Annotated in this window: 14 protein-coding genes; 4 read left to right on the forward strand and 10 right to left on the reverse strand. The window is 45.2% G+C overall.

Annotated features, from left to right (window positions below; translation table 11 throughout):
* Positions 1-297 precede the first annotated feature (297 nt).
* The 4 genes from PHW04_01140 to PHW04_01155 all read right to left on the reverse strand — a co-directional run bounded on the left by PHW04_01140 (position 298) and on the right by PHW04_01155 (position 4,826).
* Positions 298-948, reverse strand: a complete 651-nt coding sequence (locus PHW04_01140; GenBank protein MDD2714475.1) for a hypothetical protein — start codon at positions 946-948, stop codon at positions 298-300.
* A 44-nt stretch (positions 949-992) separates the two neighbouring features.
* On the reverse strand, positions 993-1,448 hold the full coding sequence (locus PHW04_01145) for a GAF domain-containing protein (GenBank protein MDD2714476.1): 456 nt from the start codon (positions 1,446-1,448) through the stop codon (positions 993-995).
* An 86-nt stretch (positions 1,449-1,534) separates the two neighbouring features.
* Positions 1,535-2,662 carry a serine hydrolase gene (locus PHW04_01150; GenBank protein ID MDD2714477.1) on the reverse strand — a complete coding sequence of 376 codons (1,128 nt, stop codon included), beginning with the start codon at positions 2,660-2,662 and terminating at the stop codon, positions 1,535-1,537.
* A gap of 64 nt (positions 2,663-2,726) precedes the next feature.
* Complete coding sequence (locus PHW04_01155) at positions 2,727-4,826, reverse strand: adenylate/guanylate cyclase domain-containing protein (protein ID MDD2714478.1); 2,100 nt, start codon at positions 4,824-4,826, stop codon at positions 2,727-2,729.
* Between the two features lie 72 nt (positions 4,827-4,898).
* On the opposite strand from PHW04_01155, the gene PHW04_01160 reads away from it, so the two are divergent.
* From PHW04_01160 to PHW04_01175, 4 genes are read left to right on the forward strand one after another with little or no spacing between them, the layout of a single operon-like run.
* Positions 4,899-6,119: a glycosyltransferase gene (locus tag PHW04_01160; protein MDD2714479.1), complete on the forward strand. Its 1,221-nt coding sequence runs from the start codon at positions 4,899-4,901 to the stop codon at positions 6,117-6,119.
* Positions 6,116-6,871, forward strand: coding sequence for an ATP-binding cassette domain-containing protein (locus PHW04_01165; protein ID MDD2714480.1), 756 nt, complete (start codon positions 6,116-6,118; stop codon positions 6,869-6,871). Before PHW04_01160 ends, PHW04_01165 begins: the two co-directional genes overlap by 4 nt.
* Positions 6,855-7,634 carry an ABC transporter permease gene (locus PHW04_01170; protein MDD2714481.1) on the forward strand — a complete coding sequence of 260 codons (780 nt, stop codon included), beginning with the start codon at positions 6,855-6,857 and terminating at the stop codon, positions 7,632-7,634. Before PHW04_01165 ends, PHW04_01170 begins: the two co-directional genes overlap by 17 nt.
* A 10-nt stretch (positions 7,635-7,644) precedes the next feature.
* Entirely contained in the window at positions 7,645-8,055 is a 411-nt protein-coding gene (locus tag PHW04_01175) for a hypothetical protein (protein MDD2714482.1), read from the forward strand.
* A gap of 1 nt (position 8,056) precedes the next feature.
* Here PHW04_01175 and PHW04_01180 read toward each other — a convergent pair whose 3' ends face one another.
* From PHW04_01180 to PHW04_01205, 6 genes are all read right to left on the reverse strand, one after another.
* Entirely contained in the window at positions 8,057-8,251 is a 195-nt protein-coding gene (locus PHW04_01180) for a hypothetical protein (GenBank protein MDD2714483.1), read from the reverse strand.
* Positions 8,241-8,705 carry a hypothetical protein gene (locus PHW04_01185; protein MDD2714484.1) on the reverse strand — a complete coding sequence of 155 codons (465 nt, stop codon included), beginning with the start codon at positions 8,703-8,705 and terminating at the stop codon, positions 8,241-8,243. Before PHW04_01185 ends, PHW04_01180 begins: the two co-directional genes overlap by 11 nt.
* 249 nt (positions 8,706-8,954) lie before the next feature.
* On the reverse strand, positions 8,955-9,368 hold the full coding sequence (locus PHW04_01190; GenBank protein ID MDD2714485.1) for a HEPN domain-containing protein: 414 nt from the start codon (positions 9,366-9,368) through the stop codon (positions 8,955-8,957).
* Positions 9,369-9,446: 78 nt separating this feature from the next.
* Positions 9,447-11,081: a hypothetical protein gene (locus PHW04_01195; protein MDD2714486.1), complete on the reverse strand. Its 1,635-nt coding sequence runs from the start codon at positions 11,079-11,081 to the stop codon at positions 9,447-9,449.
* Positions 11,066-11,836 carry an HNH endonuclease gene (locus PHW04_01200; protein ID MDD2714487.1) on the reverse strand — a complete coding sequence of 257 codons (771 nt, stop codon included), beginning with the start codon at positions 11,834-11,836 and terminating at the stop codon, positions 11,066-11,068. Before PHW04_01200 ends, PHW04_01195 begins: the two co-directional genes overlap by 16 nt.
* A 388-nt stretch (positions 11,837-12,224) precedes the next feature.
* Positions 12,225-14,849, reverse strand: a complete 2,625-nt coding sequence (locus tag PHW04_01205; protein ID MDD2714488.1) for a glycogen/starch/alpha-glucan phosphorylase — start codon at positions 14,847-14,849, stop codon at positions 12,225-12,227.
* Positions 14,850-14,892: the final 43 nt, after the last annotated feature.

Genomic DNA, 14,892 nt, shown 5'->3' on the forward strand with positions numbered 1-14,892 from the left:
GAGTCATATATAAGGTTGCTCAAAAATGCTGATATGTTAGGCGGACCGAGCCTTCGGAGCGGAGTGTGCTTAAAGGCTGTTAAGAGCCCTTAACAAAATGGATTCTTCATTTTGCAAAGGGCTCTAAAAAACCGTTCGGATGCTAGGCGCATTCGCCCAAGGAGTGTTGTATTTAAAAGGCTGTTCAAAACCGGTCAAATGCTAGAAGCGCAAAATCCGGCGAAGTGAGCCGTACTGAAACGTACGGTGATCGAGACGGATTGAGCGCGACAACGCAGATGACCGGTTTTCAACAGCCTAGTTCTTAAATTTATGGATCCATTCCGGTTCCCACCACTGCTTCACATCCCCGGTTGCATCGAAATGGGTAAGGCAGCGGATGAGGACATTGTGATAATTTTGATGTACGGAATCGTAGATCAGCAGAAAAGGTTCCTTGCTCTGAGGACAGATCAGGGGCATGAGCTGGCCATCTGCTCCAAGCTTTTCCTTGATTTCAGTAAAATGCACTTCATAGAGATCGCGATGATTTTCCATGATGTATTTCTGAGCGATCGGAATCAACTTCCTGCGTTCAGCGAAACACTTCTGTCCGAGCATATAGGAAGAATTGTCCCGGCCGTGTTCGAATGTTTCAAGATGGCTGGTTTTCACTGTTCCGTGAATCGAGCACATGAGTTCGGAAACTCCGCTGTGCAGGACAGTGTATTCGCCGAGTGACGGACATTTCAGTTCACGCTTGTCGTCCAGATATTCGGTCAGATCCTTGATCGTAGAGGAAGCATTGTCGCTGTGCCTGGCAATTTCATTATATGCTTCCATGTTCTTCACGCATTCCCTCAGATGCTGCTTGCGTTCCTTATTGATGGCAGTTTCCGTCTCGCCGGCCGCGAAAAAGCGGAAGTAAACCCCAACCGCGAGAAGCAGGACCAAAGCATATCCGCGCATATTATCTCCTTAACATAGATCTTGATTTAGATATTGTTTCACACTTAAAACAACTTTTCCACTTCCCGGCATACGGATTCCAGAAACCTGCGGTCATCGTCGCTGAAGCAGTTGAGATAATGGGAATCGATGTCCAGTTCCCCGGCGATTCTGCCGCTGGAAAAAAATGGCAGTACAATTTCTGCCTTTACAGAGAGGCTGCAGGAGAGATAGTTACTTTCCCTGCTCACGTCCTGACTCACGAATGTTTCTTCCAGTTCAGCTGCCTGGCCGCAAATGCCATGTCCAAAATGGATCCTGGTATGTTCAGTGGGTGTTCCGGCAAACGGGCCCAGCACAAGTTCCCTCTCATTGCTTGGATCAACCAGGTAGAAACCGACCCAGTTATAGTGTTTGACTTCTTGTTTTAATAATTCGCAGATACTCTGAAGTTTGCAGTTCCTGTCGCCTTTTCCTGCCAGGATCTCCTGAATTTTTCCTGATATTTTTCTGAAATCCACTGCCACTCCCAAACTTCAAAAAGAGCTTATTTTTATTTAATCAGCCTGAAACAATTTTGTCAACAGGACTAGTGGAAGATAAAATCTTATTGATTGTAACTCGGTCTGAGCTGAATTTTTTTGGGGATCGAGTTCTGATAGATTGTGAATGTGGCGTTATCCCTGGAAGAAGCAGCTGGCACCTTGGCCAGCGCAGATTCCTGTGCAGGTGCCTTGGCCACTGCTGTTCCCTGCCTGGTTATGGGCTTGCTCTGAGCGGCGGCAAGCGGTTTCACAACTTTTTTCTGGACAGGATTCTCACGCACGATCTGGTCGAACTGGCTGACGAACTTTTTCATCAATTGATTGAAGCGGATCAGGTCGACATTTTTCTTTTCGCTGTTCATGGTGACTGAAAGAGTGTAAATATCTCCATTCTGATCTTTCTGAAGCAGGAAGGTGTTGTTGACAACCCCGGCTTCGTAACCGCTCTTGAAACCGATCTTGTTCCAGGCTTTGGAGGCGACTTTGCCGTGATTCACATAAACCGCAGAAGCGTTCCTGAGATCATACATCAGCCTGGCCAGTTCAGCGGTGGTGCAGTGCCATTCCACCTTGTCGATCAGGGTCGGTTTATTGGGAAAACGGATTTTCTTGCGGCTGATCGGAGCGATTTCAGCCAGCACCTGCCGTTTGACTTCCTGGTTGCCGCTTAAGTATTTCGCCTGCAGGTCCTTGGGGATGCCGTATTTTATCTTGAACATTTCCACTGTGGAGAGCAGCGGTCTCATCCTGGCTGGAGCGTATTTTTCTATGTTTTCCCTGCCCACCAGGTGCAGAAGGTGGTCTGTGGCTGTATTGTCGGATTTTCCGATCATCAGATCACAGAGCTGGCGTACCGAAAACTGCGTTCCTTCAGGGCACTGCTTCAGGTAACCCCAGGATACCGATTTTTTTTCATTCTCTATGCAGACTTTCTGATCATAGGAAAGTGTCCCGGCTTTGACTTCAGCTTCCAGAGCTTTGAGAATGTAAAGTTTGAAGGCTGAAGCAACAGCCATCGGCTTGTCGCTGTTTTTCGAAACGACCAGATCTGTTCCGTTTTTCATGAGAGTCACAGAAAGATTTCCCGGCAGCAGTTCGAACTGGTGAATCAGGGTCTGAGTTTTGCTTGTCTTAGCACTATAAACATTGATGGTTATAAGCAGCAGCGTGAAAAACACCAATTTATTCATTTTTTAACCCTCGTCTTAATTATAGCAGGTACATCATCCCATCGGCAGAAGAAGGGGGTAAAGTTTAATCTGGAGTGATTTCAACCACCTCAATTTCATTTTTCTTCCCTTTTACGCTGATGCTTTTCTCGCTGACAGTAAGTTTTTCCAGCAGGACAGGGTCAATCTTCAGATATGTTTTTTTGGAGACCAGGATTTTTCCAGGGGTGCAGGAGGATTCCAGTCTGGCAGCGAGGTTCACCGCATCACCGATCATTGTGTTGTCGCGGCGTTCTTCGTTGCCTACATTACCCGAAACCACCCGGCCGGAATTGATGCCGATCCTGACCTGGAATGGAGCTGAAGTGAAATTCCGTTTCATTTTTATCTGGATCTGGAGCGCGGCTTTCAGGGCGGCATTCTCGGAATCAAAAACAGAAAAAATACAGTCTCCGATGAACTTGTCTACATCTCCACCGCTTTCATAGATTATCCTGGTGAAAGGGGCAAAAATACCGTTGATCGCTTCGATCACCTCCTCTGAGGAATGGGCTTCGGCAAAATTCGTGAAACCTTTGATATCAAGAAACATCAGCGTGGACTGCTGTTCTTCATCAGGTATTTCGTAGAGCCCCTTGTCTACTGAGAGATGGGCTTTTCTGAACACTTTGTGCGGAGTGTAGCGTCTGATGATCTCCTTCAGTTTTTCATTTTTATCGTTGGCGATCGTCAGCGCCTGATTTTTCCTCTGCAGTTCAAGCCCCAGTTCATAGTGAGACTGGTTGATCTTCTTGAGGATCCTCTCGGTCTCAAAGAGAGCGGTTTCCGACAATTCCATCCTCTGCCTGAGTTTCTCCATATAATCCCGTTCGCTCTCTGATTTGCCCATTTTGTCGTATTCATTGAACTGAGTCAGAAGCTTGTGGTAGTCGATTCGCGGTGTACCCGGAGTTTTCGAGCCGAGCACCATGATCGTAATCGAGGTTGAGAATTGCCTGGACCCGTTCAGGAGCTTCCCTGTATCAACGATCTCGCTGTATTGGCCATATAAAGGCCCATATTCACCGGCGCAGTACATGCCTATCACCGGGATCCCGTCGCCGAAGACTTCTCTGACCATATCTGCTTCTTCGTTTACTCTTGACAGCAGTAGTCTGTACCTGAGACCGCAGCTGAATACGAACACCAGTTCCGGCCGCAGCCCGTTCAGGTTTTCAAGAGCTGCCAGGGCGGCTTTTTTCGTTCCCTGAAGCATTTCATCGCGATTCAGATGAATCAGCTGGATGCTCACTCCCTGCATATCAACTGCCGGAAAAAAGCGGATGCCATCCCCGCCGTCGTCCGAGATCGGAGAAATCACCAGATTTTTTTCACCTTCCCGGTCTTTGAGATTGGTCACGAATGCGTAACGGAAATTTCCTTCAGTAACGAGTCCTTTATATTCCAGGCCCAGGTAGTTTTGCAGATATTCCTTGAGCGGTTTTCCGTCTACAGCATGAACATAGTTCCGCTCTGTATCTGTGCAGATCACAGAGTGCGCGACCGGAGTGAAACTGCTTTCAAAGGAGAAGGAAAAGGAAGTTTTGCTGGAATCGGCTGCTCTGATGAAAAGGAGACTCAAATTGTCTTCAGTGACTCTATCATTGAAATACTGATGCCCGAGAGCCACGTCCAGGCCGTTGTTTTCAAAGAGTTTTCCGGGAGATCCGGACCCGATCACAGGGATCGGAAAACCGAGTCCTGCGCTAAGCCCGTCCAGGTAGTCAGTACCCAGATTGTGTTTCTGGTCTCCGAACAGGATGCAGGCTATCGTCTGCCCCGGCTTCGCCCCACTGTCAGAACGGAACATTTCCGCGATTTTCTTCCCTGCCTCAAACGGCGCTCCGCAGTGGGGCTCGGAATAGGGATAAAATTCCAGCTCATCACCGGAGAACAGCAGGATTGTGACCGAGGATTCCTTGAGACCCAGATTGGAGATTTCATAAAAAGTGGAAGTGCCGAAAATTCTGGTCTCACCCAGTATGCTTTTAGCGCCAGAGAGCACCTGCTCCTGTTCGAAAAAGCTGGAGGCGAAAATCAGGGCTATCTCAGGATCCGGACATTGTGAGAGCGCTCTCTTCGCCGCGATTTCCCCTGTCTTGAACGAATTGTATCCTGAAGCGATTCCAAGGCCTTTTTTGATCATCCGTCACCTATTTTCTAACTGAATCTCAAGACATCCTTCATAAGATTTTAACAGTTACTGGAGATAAATAAAATGAGAATGACAAGGATTCAACGAATTGACATTTTCAACGGAAAATGTGACCCTTTTTTCAGGATGGAAGACTATTACCTGTCGTTTGTTCTGACTGTCGCACTGTTTTTTCTGAGCCTGTTCGGCTCGTTCCTATACCTTTTCCTGCTCAGTTTGTTCAGGAAAGAACCGATTTTCACTGATTCAGGCGCAATCCCCTCAGTCTCAGTGATCATCCCGGCGCACAATGAGGAAAACCAGATCGCGGAAAAGATCAGGAACACCTTGGATCTGGACTGGCCTCTCCTGGAAGTGATTGTAGTATCCGACGGCTCCACAGACCGGACCAATGAGATAATTCTGGAATTCGGTGCTGACATCAAAACAATCTTTCTGGAAAAAAGAGCTGGAAAACCTACAGCATTGAATGCAGGAGCGGCTGCTGCGGGCTGCGACATTCTCCTGTTTACGGACGCTTCAGTGCTCCTGCGCAGGGACGCAATCAGGAAAATGCTGGTCCCGCTGCAGAGCGGCGAGATCGGCATTGTGTTCGGAAGAGTGGAATACGACAAACTGAAATATTCCTCGCTCACTGAAGGCGAAATGTTCTACTGGAATTATGAAAACATTCTGCGGGAATTCCAGAACCGTACCGGCCATATTTTTTCAGTGATCGGGGGACTATGCGCAATGCGGCGTGGATCATACAGTGAGATTCCGCAGGGCGTGATCTCAGACGACCTGCATCTGGCTTTTCAATCATACAGCCGGGGAAAACGAGGGTATTACATTTCCGAAATTCTGGGTTTCGAGGAAAATCCAAAGTCCACCCAGGGGGAATTCCAGCGCAAGGTGCGGGTGATCGCAGGCGGCTGGCAGTTCCTATTTAAATATCTCAGGGATTTCAAAAATTGTCCCGGCCTGCTCCAGTTTTACCTGCAGAAACCTCTGCGCTGGTGCGCTGTGTTCTTCCTGATCCTGCATCTTGGCTTCCTGCTGTCCACTCTGGAAAACCCGTTGAGCTTCAATCTCTGCCTGATCTATCTGCTGCTCTGCGACCTGCCGCTGATGGAGTGGGCTGTCAGGTTTCTGCAGCAGGCTTATACCGGCAGCATTGACATCAAAATCAAATGGTTTTTTCTTCCGTTTTATTTTATAATGATTAATCTGGCCGCGCTGGTCGGTTTTTTCAAAGGCCTCGCCAGATCCGAATCAGTCACCTGGAAAATGGAAGCACGATGAGCCTCTTGCAAGTCGATAAACTCGATAAGACATTCAGAATCAGGAATCGGGATAAAAGCCTCAAACGCAGGCTCTGCAACATTTTCCGGAGATATCCTGAGAACACCAGGCTGATCAAGGCTCTGTCAGGAGTTTCATTTTCCCTGGAACGGGGGGAAGTGCTGGGCGTGATCGGGCCGAATGGAGCCGGGAAAACCACTCTGCTCAAGCTTCTCTCAGGCATTTTTGCGCCGAGTTCAGGCTCCATCGAAACTGAAGGCAGGATTTTCTCCCTGCTGGAACTGGGCTTGGGTTTTTACCCTGACCTCTCAGGCCTGGAAAACATTTACACATTTGCAGCGATTCACGGCATCAGCGAAAAAACGACCGCTGAAAAACTGCCTGAAATCATCCGCTTTTCAGGGATCTCGGAATTCATCGATCTGCCGATCAAATTCTATTCCTCAGGCATGAACACCAGACTCAGTTTTTCGATTCTTTCCCTGATCGAACCGGAAATTCTGCTGGTGGACGAGATCTACCAGTCCGGGGACATCGATTTCCAGCAGCAGAGCATTCAAAAAATCAACGAACTGATGGCCAAGAGCCTGGGCGTGATCTTCGTCTCACACAATCTGCATCTGATCAAATCACTCTGCCAGCGTGCCATCCTGTTGATCAAGGGTGAACTCGTCTTTGAAGGTCCTGCTGTGGACACTGTCAACCACTATCTCAGGCTTTCCGGAGAAAGGCTGCATGGCACAACGGATTAAACTGTTACTTTCGCATCTTCAGTTTCTCCGCCATCTGGTGAAGATTGACATTCAATTGAGATATCACGGCACCTTTTTCGGATTCTTCTGGACAATGCTGAACGCCTTTGCCATGATCACGATTTTCACCTTCGTGTTCGGATATGTCCTGAAGGTCCCGCTTCCCCGTTTTCCGGTCTTCCTTTTCTGCGGTTACCTGCCCTGGCTCTTTTTCTCATCCTGCATGATCAATTCCTGTTTTTCCATTTTAAAAAGCGCGACTCTGGTGCGGAAAATTTATTTCCCGCGGGAAACCCTGGTGATCGCGGAGATAGTATCACAGTTTCTGGTCTACCTCAGCTCGTTCGCAGTCTTTCTGCTCTGTTTCAGCCTGACAGGCTGGCTCAATGTTTCCTGGGAACTGCTGCCCCTGCTGCCGCTTCTGTTCATCTGCCTGTTCCTGCTCTCGCTAGGATTCGGATTCCTTCTGTCACTGATCAATGTCTTCTTCAGGGATGTGGCATATTTTGTGGAAGTGCTGATCACGATCTGGTTCTATATGTCCCCGATCTTCTATCCGCTGGAATGGGTACCGGAACGGGTACAGTTCCTGGTCAGGACAAATCCCATTACCTCGATCATCGAGGCTTTTCGCGCGATTTTCTACGGAGGCACTTACAACCTCTGGCATCTCTGGTATCCGGGAATTCTCAGTGTGGTGATCTTCCTGCTCGGCTACAGGATTTTCCTTTTATACGAACAGCAAATAGTCGAGGAACTGTAGGGAGAGTAAATTGCCAGACAACATGCATTTCACGCAGAGCCAGTCCCGCCTGATCTCAGAATGGCTTTCAGACCTCGAAATCCATGAAAAAAAGACGCAAACTGCGATCAGAAACGAACTGCTGGCAGACGATTTTTTTGCTATGCCTAAAAACAAACGCGAACTGGGGGAACGTTTTTTCGAACTGCTGCGCAGGCGGCGTTACCCGGAAATGACCGCAGCTGAAGATAAATTCCAGCAGGCTGTGGAAGACTTTTTCCGCAGAAATCCGTCCCTGAAGCAATCAATCAGGATCAGTCATTCAGAATATTTCGAAGCAGACAGCATCCGCCTGACTCTGGACCTGACTCCGGAAAATATGGAAAATATCATTGATTACTTGAAAGCTAACAGCGAAAAGCTCCGGAAAACCATTTTATAATTCAGTAAATCCCTGAGATGTGAGATTCTTTTGATTTTTTCTTCTTCGAAATCTGCTCTTTCCCTTCAATTATCCTTGTGACTGCCCTGGCTTTGCCGGAATAGAATTTTTTAATTTCATCAAAAGATTTACCCTTCAGAAATTCATGATGATTGTCTCTTGTCTTACGGACAAATTCAACTGTTTTAAAAGCCATGGCGTGTAACCTCCCTTGGAGAAAATATCTGCAGATTTTTATAACCAAGCAATAAATTGACGGCATTGAAAAGACGGATTTTATCCATGTGTACGATGTGCTTGAAATTCCAGCTTACCAGCGCATCAACTTCAGCAACCGTAGCCAAGGCAATATGCAAAGCATCAGCAGAAAATTTTGCAGTAAGCACTTTTTTTTGAATGTAAGCCTCAGACAGAGCGAGTACTTCTGGAGTAAGTTCGATGCGCTCAGGTGAGCATTTTAGAAAACATGAGAACATTTCAATTACTTCAAGTGGCGCTTTCTCAATTTCAGACGCTACAACATCTGATAAAACCATCTGAAAATGGTCTTTTTCAAAGTCTCTCAGCAGGCCGTTGGACCATTCTGCAAATTCCTGGTCGCAACAACCACCGACAACTGAAGTATCAACATAAATCCGCAATTTTTTCATAAGTTATTTACTCCTAAAATGTCGAGTTCAGAATATTTTCCCGGTGATTTTCCTTCTCCTGAAAATATTCCATCCGTAATAAAGCAGTCATATCTCCATGCCCAAGCTTCGTCTCTTCGAATTGCCGGACTCAATTATACCCGAATTTCCCGCAAACCGTTTCAATCATCCACTCTTTTATACTTAACCCCGCTGATTTAATTCTCTGAATGTTAATGCTGAGATACGGTCTCGTTTTCCTTACTTTGATTATGGTCTGTTTGCAATTGATTCTATGCTGTCAAGCAGTCTTCTCATAAAATCAATATTAATAACAACTTCTTTTTCTTGTTCATGTATATAGCGCCATTCGACAAATCCATTTGAATGTTTGCTAAACAGATCATCGAAGTCAGAATTTGAATATTTCGTTAGGTTTATTATTTCTTGCCTCATCGATGAATCAAGCATGGTAAATAGTTTGATCAACTCGTGCCCTTTAGAAGATTGATTATTTTTCACAAGCAAATACTTGAGATAAAGTTCGATAGAAAATGCATAATTAACGACACCAGGGACCATTAACATTCCAAACATACCATTTGCTAGCGGCCTTTTTTCCTGACATCTTTCTGCAGCTTTTTTAAACAGCGATGCGTTAGTTTTCAGAAATTCTATATTCATCACATCCCCTTAAAATTTATTCTGTGACATACAGCATCCTTGAGTCTCAACCAATTTTAAACTCGCATGAAATTTTATTCACACTTCTTTGATTGCCTTATCAATCAACTCGTTTAATTTTAATTCACTCAATTTATCAGAAGTAACTTTCACTACATACATAATCATAGCCGGGTTTGCATCGTGATCTGCTAATTGAGAGATATTCATTCCTAATCTGAAATGAAGACCATCAGACAATTTTCTTCCTTCACCCGGTTTAACAATCAATTCTGTGCATTTGGAGTAATCCAGTTCGGCTGTATTCATCCCTTTATAAAAATAATCCTTGCACTCATTGACACTGTAACGAGAAGTTCCTGTTTTTTCATCAAAATAAAATGCCATTAGTGAAAGTATTGGGGCTAAGGTATTCTGCAATTCAATCCTTTTTTCATTACCATATTTTCCAAATGAAATTCGCATGGTTAAATGAAGAAACCAATACAAAATCTCATCTCTAATTTCTAGTAATTTGGATGATTCGTCTTTTGAATTGGAAGAAGTTTTATTCCTTATACTATTTATATCCTGTGCACATTGATAAGACGCCTCAACAATTGAAGCTGCCAAGTTAATAATGTTGGGCTGTTTGGCCGTTGGAGATTTCTCCGTAGTTACAGAGTTGTTCCCTGAATGGAACTTAACCTTTTGGTCCCAATTGGCAGGCTTATCAGCTGATTTAGTCTCAATAAACAGATTAATGCTTTTATTTTCAGGTAAATTTTCAAAAGTTAATGTTCCCTCAGATGATTTCCATATATATCGATCTGTATGAAGGGATGGTATTTCATCAGGGATGCCCAATTCGTCAAATAAATATTTTAGAGTAATCTTGAAAACTTCATTTTTCTGTTCAAAATCCGATTCATTCATTGTTAAAAACAATTTAATCATATAGATTATGTCATACATTGAGAAGATAGCAGTATTCCATTTGATGCCATTGAATTCAGTTAAAGGTCCATTTGATCTATACCCGCGTAAATTGAATTTTTTTAAATCTTCAGGAGTGCATTTTAAATCATCAGGAGTGCATTCGATCAATTCAGGCGACTCTATAAAAGGTTGATTTAAACAGTAATTTCCTATCTTAGTTAAAATATGATTTTTAGTTTTGGAACCCGGAACATCATTTGCAGTTGTTTTTAAATAAAAATCCAAGCTTCTGTAAATATTTGTCCCATACTTACGGTCAAGATCTGCAGCAAACAGCTTCTGAATATAGCCGACCATAGTGCTTGGAGGGATCAAAGTCATCAGCATGACGATAATAGGATAAAACAAGCAAAATGCTGCATACGAATTCTGATGATGGTTGAAAAAATAAATCGCCATTCCGATGCTTAAGGGCCATTTTGAATAGCATACTATTGAAGAGCAAGCATCTGCAATGAATATTGCAGGCCAGAGTTTAGCAGCTTTGTATCTGACGAATGGCCAGAGAAGGTTATTCCATGCAATGACGCCAATTAGAATACTTCCAATGCTATTATTATCAAGCAAACTAAAGGGGACAATCAGCTGGGAAACATACAATGGTAACTTGCCCCATTCAACAGCCCTCAGCCAGCACCATTGAATATTATCATCAAGAGTATGATTCTTTGGGTACCATCTAAAAATGAAAACTACTGCGAAAAAATAGAGTGTGATGATTAATGTCCAGGGCATTGAACAACCGCCAAATTTGATAACAATTTACCGATACGACTAGCTCTTTCATTCAACTTGCTTTCTTTACTGCCAGTCAAAACAAAGATTTTGTCCGACATCTGTGCTGGGGTATTTCTGTTGGTAAATACTAATCCCCCGGCCACTTTAAATTTCCATACTGAAACATTATTGTTTACGTTATCTTGTATTCCCTCATATGAAAGCATCCCCAAATCAATTTTTAGATGGTTAGTCATTTTCCGTTTGAAAAAGGAATCCAAAATATTGTCTCCAAGTTTTGTAGGAAAACAAACATCAATGAAACATACGGGGTTTAGTAGAACATTCCAATGGAAGTATACAAGGCCTTTTACAATAAATATAAAGAGCTGCTCACCTTCTTCTTGCACGAAAGGAATCGCTATGTGCTGTGAATAAATTCCGTTCTCAACAGCCCAGTAAAATTGATAGCCCTCTTCAAGTGATTTTTTTAGCTTTTTATTCCTATTAAGACGTTTTGCTCCATCTTCTTCTAAAATTTTCAAAGAATTTTCTTGTCGGCCACCAAAAGGAAAAATTGTAAGACAATAATTCTCAAGCTTGGATTTTTCATTGTTGCATTTTCTACAAGCAGGAACTTTAGGTAGATTATTTCTCTCGTCAATATTGGAAAACCATTTTTTTGCAAAAACATGATCTGCTGTCATATTGTTAGAATCATCTGGATATGACCCGCAGTATACACATGGTTGATTTTTAAATTTCTTGCTCATTTACTATTTCTCGAAACTATCGTTAATCATGCATTTAATTTTACTCCTTCACCTTTATGTTTACAAAAAAGCTCAGGTAAAATACAATGTTGACAAGAAAGATCATTGTCGTTTGAGTCGAGCTCTGTCATTCAACAGGTATGAATTAATCAGCAACGGCAAGGCCTTGGAACCTTGCCGTTGCCTAATGCATAGCTTACTGCTGCGGCTTTTTCTTGGCTTAGCTTCTGCCTTTGAGCGGCTTCATGCCAAAATTGCCCAATGCATTGTTCTTTTTCCAGTGCCATAGAACTCATAAATAGGCATGGATTCCTGCTTCCGCAGGAATGACGAAAGAAACGCAGTTTAAAGGTTGCGTTTTAATAACTGCTCAGGCTTTCAGTCCTTTTCAATTCTCCTCAGCCAGCAGTTCTTCCTCAGACTCCTTTTTCTTGAAGCAGTTCCCGTTCTTCTCCATGTCGAACTTCACAGCCTTCACATGCCAGATCTCGCGGGCATAGTCGGCGATGGTGCGGTCTGAGCTGAATTTTGCCATGTTGAGTGTGTTGAGGATCGCCTTTCTGAACCAGACGTCAGGATTCTTGTAATCCCGGTCGATTTTCTCCTGGGTCAGGCAGTAATCCTGGAAATCAGCCAGAATGAAATAGCGGTCTTCGTTGAGAAGTGCCGAAATCAGGGGTTCGAACAGGTTGTTCTGGCCCAGCGAGAAAAATCCGCTGGAAATCAGGTTGAAGATCCTGCGGAGATTCTGGTCAGCTTCAAATACGGCTCTCGGGTTGTAGCTGTGGTTGCGCTTCATTGCCTCGATTTCCTCAGCGCGTTTTCCGAAGATGTAAATATTCTCTTCCCCTACTTCTTCCATGATTTCGACGTTTGCGCCGTCCAGCGTTCCGATGGTCAGGGCTCCGTTGAGTGCGAATTTCATGTTCCCTGTGCCTGAAGCTTCCAATCCGGCTGTGGAAATCTGTTCAGACACGTCGGCGGCAGGTATGATCACCTCAGCCAGCGAAACCCGGTAGTCTGCCAGAAACACCACTTTGAGCTTGCCCTTGATGGAGAGGTCGCTGTTGATGATGTCAGCCACATTATTGATCAGCTTGATGATCAGCTTGGCAGTGTAATACCCTGGAGCAGCTTTGGCGGCATAGATGAATGTCCTGGGATGGATGTCCAGACTCGGGTCATCCTTAAGCTTGAGGTAAAGATGGATCACGTGCAGGATGTTCATCAGCTGCCGCTTATATTCATGCAGTCTTTTTGCCTGCACGTCAAAGATGGAATCCGGATCGACCTCGATCTGGTTGTTTTCCAGGATATATTGAGCCAGATTCAACTTGTTCTGACGCTTGATGCCCGAAAATTTCCTGCGGAACGTCTTGTCCTTGGCTTGCGGAATCATTTTTTTCAGCTCATTCAGATTGGTGACCCAGCCGTCACCGATACAGGATGTCAGGAGGCCGGCCAGTGCGCTGTTGCACTTTAAAAGCCAGCGCCTGGGAGTGATGCCGTTGGTCTTGTTGTTGAACCGCTCAGGCCACATCTGATAAAAATCCGGAGCCAGGTTTTCCTTGATCAGGCGGGAATGAAGCTCTGACACGCCGTTCGTGGAATGGCTGCCCACCATGCAGAGATAGGCCATCCGCACCCTCTGGTCCTGGCCTTCCGCAAAAATCGACATCCTGGTCAGTTTGTCCATGTCGCCAGGGTACTTGATCATCACTTCTTTCAGAAATCTGTGGTTTATCTCAAACAGGATCTGCAGATGCCTGGGCAGGAATTTCTTGAAAAGAGCCACACTCCAGGTTTCCAGGGCTTCCGGAAGCAGGGTGTGATTGGTGTATCCGAAAACAGCTACCGTGATGTCCCAGGCTTTTTCCCAGGGAAGTTTTTCGATGTCCACAAGTATTCTCATCAACTCGGGGATGGCCAGGGTCGGATGCGTATCGTTCAGCTGGATCGCCACCTTGTCGGTAAAATTCGAAAAATCAGGGTGGGCTTTCTTGTAGCGCCGGATAATGTCTTTGACAGTGCAGGAGACAAAGAAATACTGCTGTTTCAGCCTGAGTTCCTTGCCCTGTGTCAGATCATCGTTCGGATAAAGCACCTTGCTGATATTTTCCTGGATATTTTTCTCTTCTACTGCCTTTATGTAATCTCCGTGGTTGAAAAGCTGGAAATCGAATTCCTCATGTGCGCGGGCGGACCAGAGCCTGAGTGTGTTCACATTGTCAGTACCATACCCGATCACAGGAGTGTCGTAAGGAAGGCCGGTCACTTTTTTGGTGTCCACCCAGCGCATCCTCTGCATTCCCTGATCGTCCAGATAGTTTTCGATCCGGCCTTCGAATTCTACAGTCTGTGAGTATTCCGGCCGCACGATTTCCCATGGGTTGCCATGTTTCAGCCATTCGTCCGGCTCTTCCACCTGCCAGCCGTCCACGATCCGCTGGCGGAAAATTCCGAATTCATAGCGGATGCCGTAGCCGTATGCAGGGAGCCCCATGGTGGCCATGGAATCCATGAAGCAGGCTGCCAGGCGTCCCAGGCCGCCGTTTCCAAGGCCGGCGTCTTTTTCCAGATCCCTCAAGCGCTCGATGTCAAAGCCGAGTCCTTTCAATGCCTGTGCATAGCGGTCATAGACTTCCAGGTTGTACAGATTATTTCCCATCAGCTGGCCGATTAGAAACTCAAGGGAGAGATAGTAGACCCGCTTGGCATCAGTATAGTAATAATGATTCTGGGTGAGTGACCAGCGCTCCACAACGCGGTTGCGGATCGAATAGGCGCAGGACATGTACCAGTCGTAATCCGTGGCGCTGTATTCATCCTTGCCGAGCCAGTATTTAAGGGCATTGATAATGGAGTGCTTAATGGCTTCATCTGTCATGCTGCAGAAATATTCCCTGAAATGATCAATTTTTTTCCCGCTGTCATTCAAAGAGGGATCTGTAACCTGCTTTTTTTTCGCGTTCTTTTCCTTCATGCTGCGCTCCTTGAGATTGATTTCATCCATGTTACAGCAAACATCAGGGGCTTTCAAGGATCTGGCGGCTCAG

It is taken from the genome of Candidatus Wallbacteria bacterium (genome assembly GCA_028687545.1).
Taxonomy (GTDB): Bacteria; Muiribacteriota; JAQTZZ01; order JAQTZZ01; family JAQTZZ01; genus JAQTZZ01.

Bases quoted from the DNA above. Each gene is read 5' to 3' on its own strand.
- PHW04_01150 (MDD2714477.1), bottom strand. From the start codon at position 2,662: ATGAATAAATTGGTGTTTTTCACGCTGCTGCTTATAACCATCAATGTT.
- PHW04_01185 (MDD2714484.1), bottom strand. From the start codon at position 8,705: ATGAAAAAATTGCGGATTTATGTTGATACTTCAGTTGTCGGTGGTTGT.
- PHW04_01170 (MDD2714481.1), top strand. From the start codon at position 6,855: ATGGCACAACGGATTAAACTGTTACTTTCGCATCTTCAGTTTCTCCGC.
- PHW04_01140 (MDD2714475.1), bottom strand. From the start codon at position 948: ATGCGCGGATATGCTTTGGTCCTGCTTCTCGCGGTTGGGGTTTACTTC.
- PHW04_01155 (MDD2714478.1), bottom strand. From the start codon at position 4,826: ATGATCAAAAAAGGCCTTGGAATCGCTTCAGGATACAATTCGTTCAAG.
- PHW04_01205 (MDD2714488.1), bottom strand. From the start codon at position 14,849: ATGGATGAAATCAATCTCAAGGAGCGCAGCATGAAGGAAAAGAACGCG.
- PHW04_01195 (MDD2714486.1), bottom strand. From the start codon at position 11,081: ATGCCCTGGACATTAATCATCACACTCTATTTTTTCGCAGTAGTTTTC.
- PHW04_01190 (MDD2714485.1), bottom strand. From the start codon at position 9,368: ATGAATATAGAATTTCTGAAAACTAACGCATCGCTGTTTAAAAAAGCT.
- PHW04_01160 (MDD2714479.1), top strand. From the start codon at position 4,899: ATGAGAATGACAAGGATTCAACGAATTGACATTTTCAACGGAAAATGT.
- PHW04_01180 (MDD2714483.1), bottom strand. From the start codon at position 8,251: ATGGCTTTTAAAACAGTTGAATTTGTCCGTAAGACAAGAGACAATCAT.
- PHW04_01200 (MDD2714487.1), bottom strand. From the start codon at position 11,836: ATGAGCAAGAAATTTAAAAATCAACCATGTGTATACTGCGGGTCATAT.
- PHW04_01165 (MDD2714480.1), top strand. From the start codon at position 6,116: ATGAGCCTCTTGCAAGTCGATAAACTCGATAAGACATTCAGAATCAGG.